Source organism: Bartonella sp. AD328YNZD (assembly GCF_042196425.1).
Genome location: NZ_JBHIQG010000073.1, coordinates 1 through 2,456, shown reverse-complemented (window position 1 = coordinate 2,456; position 2,456 = coordinate 1). Strand labels below are relative to the sequence as shown.

At 34.9% G+C, this 2,456-nt stretch carries 1 protein-coding gene and 1 pseudogene; both read right to left on the bottom strand.

Annotation, left to right across the window (positions count from 1 at the left end; translation table 11 throughout):
- Nucleotides 1-278: 278 nt before the first annotated feature.
- The gene (locus ACFIO3_RS05175; protein WP_375704167.1) at nt 279-1,406 is read right to left on the bottom strand and encodes a hypothetical protein; all 1,128 of its coding nucleotides are present in this window, start codon (nt 1,404-1,406) and stop codon (nt 279-281) included.
- Between the two features lie 873 nt (nt 1,407-2,279).
- A pseudogene (locus ACFIO3_RS05170) lies at nt 2,280-2,456 on the bottom strand (ATPase); the annotation flags it as partial.

The following is a 2,456-nucleotide window of genomic DNA, read 5'->3' as shown; positions in this document are numbered from 1 at the left end:
CCTATAGCGAAAAAGAACACACTCTGTTGAGAAACTTTAGAGAGCTCCAGCCGAAAAAACAAAAAGCAATCTTGTGGCTAATTTCTGATTAGGCAAAAGCACAACGATCAACGTTATTTGTTAATATATCAAACAACAAAACATCCTTAAATCAAATTCAGATCAAGACACCACCCCCCTTCAGAGAGCAGTGTTTTAAGGCAAATAGGATAATCAGCTGCATTTTTGTTGTCACTTATAATTTTCCAATGACTTTTGAATGCCTCAATTAATCTTTTTTATAGCATTTTCACTCTTTTTAAAGCTTCTTTCTCTGCTTCTTCTTTTAACTTCATGCCATTGGCGCCTTCGTACCTTTTTATTGTTTTTTCAATCTGATCATCAGTCCCTGCTTTAAAGACAATCATTGTTTCAAACGGACGAAATAATGACGATTGCGAAATATGAAAAAAGATATTCGTGCTCAAATTGCTTGGATCAAACTCGCTATACCCTGTACTTTTTAAGTCATGGATAGATATCGCTTTTTTTGACATAGCAAGACCAATAACATCGCTATTTTTCTCACCAAAATTTTGTACTTTTAAAAGGTTATTTTTAGCGTCATAAACTGTCGACATATCCATGACTTCGTTAAGAACTTGATCATTTATGTCAAATTGAGCATCTATGCCAAAAATGAATACAAGATCACGCAAAGAACAAGCTTTTTGAAAAAAACAAGCATTGTACAAACGTGAGGGAACCCCAAGACAGTTGACTGCTCGTCGAATGATTTTTATAGCGAGCTCATATGATTTTTCATCTAAACGATGATCACGAATGTCTGGAATGTAGATTTCTTGTGTTTCTTGTAACGGTGCATTTTCACTATTTAATGCACTATCAATAAGCTTTTCTAACCAATTGTAATTCTCAATATTATCCTGCTCTCGGACAGACGATCTGATCTCTTTTAAAAGATTGTCCAGCCCATACTCTTCTCTAAAAGCATGCTCTATTCGATCACACGTCATTAGAAATGTATAGTGATCTTCTCGTTTGTCCGGTATAGATGATGCTTCAATTTCTGGATCATTCACTTTAAATTGATCAACGCTTTCTCCACTTTTAACAGATATCGAATGCTCACCTCTAATAGTATCAAAAACTCTCGCCCCTTGCTCCTCCCTAAAAGAAAAGCCTTGTTCAAGAAACAACTTTAATGGATTGGAATCATCCGATGTTAACGACACATCTTGTATTAAAGAGTCCAAAATTTTCTTTTGAAGCTCAGCATCACTTATTAACGAATCTTTCCTATCCTCATAGAAATCCTTTAAGCTTTCTGGAATACGCCGATTATAACTCTTAACATCCTCTGCAAACCAGCTGTTAATTATTTCCTTGTTTGTGGCTAATTTCATAAGATTATGCCCCCCATTTAAATTTTACCCCGCTTAAATTTCAAATGATCCTTTTTATCAATAAATTCCAATACAGTTTTTATTAAAATCCTTGAAAAAAGTTCATTATCTTTTTATTTTACTTAATATTTACCATATTATAGTTTATTGGTAAATGTTAAGTAAAATCAATTAAGATATAGATGGTATTTTTAATATACACCTTCCACTTAAACTTGCCTTTGTAACACGAATAGCAAAAATTTTAACCAAAACAAGTTAGAGGTCTTGTTTTTCAAGTCTTTATCTTGATTAAAAAACTGCAAAATAGCAAACTTGATTGTGCAGATAATCATGCTTCATCATCTATTAGCCACCGACAAGAGTGCAATCAATCAAACAGTTTAAAAAAACTTTTAGCAAAATTTTAAAGCAGAAAAACGCACATCACCGAAAAAATGAGAGAGCAGCGCGTTTTACGCATCCTCCACCTTTTGCTTAAACAGCAAAACTCCAATCCATCGTCAAAATATCTTCGTCTAAAATTCCCATGCCACAGATCAGCCCCCTCAAAAAGCAATGTTTTACGGTTGATAAACGGCATTTCTCTTTAACGCTTCTACACACAAAGCAATAAAGCAACAAAGCAATCCTGCTTGTGACTTCACTTATAACATTGCAAGAAAATAGTTTTCACGACAAACAGAAGGAAAAGAATCCTACGATATTCGAGAACGCTCATTTAATATGCAAAAACACCGGCTACTCCCTTTGCTTTGCAATAAAACACCGCTGTCTCACAGTGAATTTTTCTAAATCAGCACGCCTCAAAGCGCGGTGTTTTATCGCACAATAAGATTATCACCGCCCTTTATACCATGAATTTCTCCAAACTTAATCTTCAGGCAAAAATTCCAACCGATCTCCTTGTTTTGTAATTTTCACCGTTGTCTCGTCGTGAATTTCTCCAAACAAGATTTTCTCTGCGAGAGGGTCTTGAATTTCTTTTTGAATAATCCGTTTAAGCGGACGAGCACCATAGAGCGGATCATAGCCCTTATCGGCAAGAAA